Annotated in this window: 1 protein-coding gene; it reads left to right on the top strand. The window is 37.3% G+C overall.

All coding sequences use genetic code 11. From position 1 onward, the window contains the following. The first annotated feature begins 102 nt into the window (after window positions 1-102). Window positions 103-489, top strand: a complete 387-nt coding sequence (locus MO867_RS22430; protein ID WP_252473304.1) for a glutathione binding-like protein — start codon at window positions 103-105, stop codon at window positions 487-489. Window positions 490-671: the final 182 nt, after the last annotated feature.

Genomic DNA, 671 nt, shown 5'->3' with positions numbered 1-671 from the left:
CCTAGGCTTTTATTGGACAAATTCAAATTTTTTGAGGTTAGTACTGAATAGTTACCGTGCATTTAGCTGAATCTCATCCTTCTTCAGGTTTAATACCAAAAATTGGAGATAAAAGTAGAGCATTATTTTTTTCAATGGATGATGTATTTAACAAATACGGTTCAGGCTGAACTGATGGTTTATTTTTATCCTCAAAAACATACGACCGATAGTCAAAATATTGAGAGCATTATCAAAATGCAAGAGGGCAGAATAACAGAAATGTTTAAATTGCTAGATGATGAACTTGAAAATAAGAATTACCTTATAGGCGAGACTATTAGCGCCTGTGATTATTTTTTGTTTATGTTAGCCGTTTGGGCTGATGAATTTAAAAAACCACCCTTATCATTTAATAACTTATCTAGATACCTTAGAAAATTAGCTCAACGTGACGCAATTATTAACGTTTGCAAAAAAGAAAAATTAAGCCTTGCAGATTATATGTAAGTTGCTTATAAATCGGGTAGCCGGTAGTTTCTAGCTACCGGCCCCCACACCACCCATCATGCGGGTCCGCAATGGGCGGTTCCCTATCCGTAATGAATCTCTACCCAACGATAGTGTCGAGCAGCTCTTGAGTTGAGTGTCATGGCAGTGCGCTACCTCAACTTTATCCGACTGGAAACCTA

It is taken from the genome of Microbulbifer okhotskensis, from assembly GCF_023895975.1.
Taxonomy (GTDB): Bacteria; Pseudomonadota; Gammaproteobacteria; order Pseudomonadales; family Cellvibrionaceae; genus Microbulbifer; species Microbulbifer okhotskensis.
Note: the sequence above shows the minus strand (reverse complement) of the source record. Positions and strands in the feature narration are given on the sequence as shown.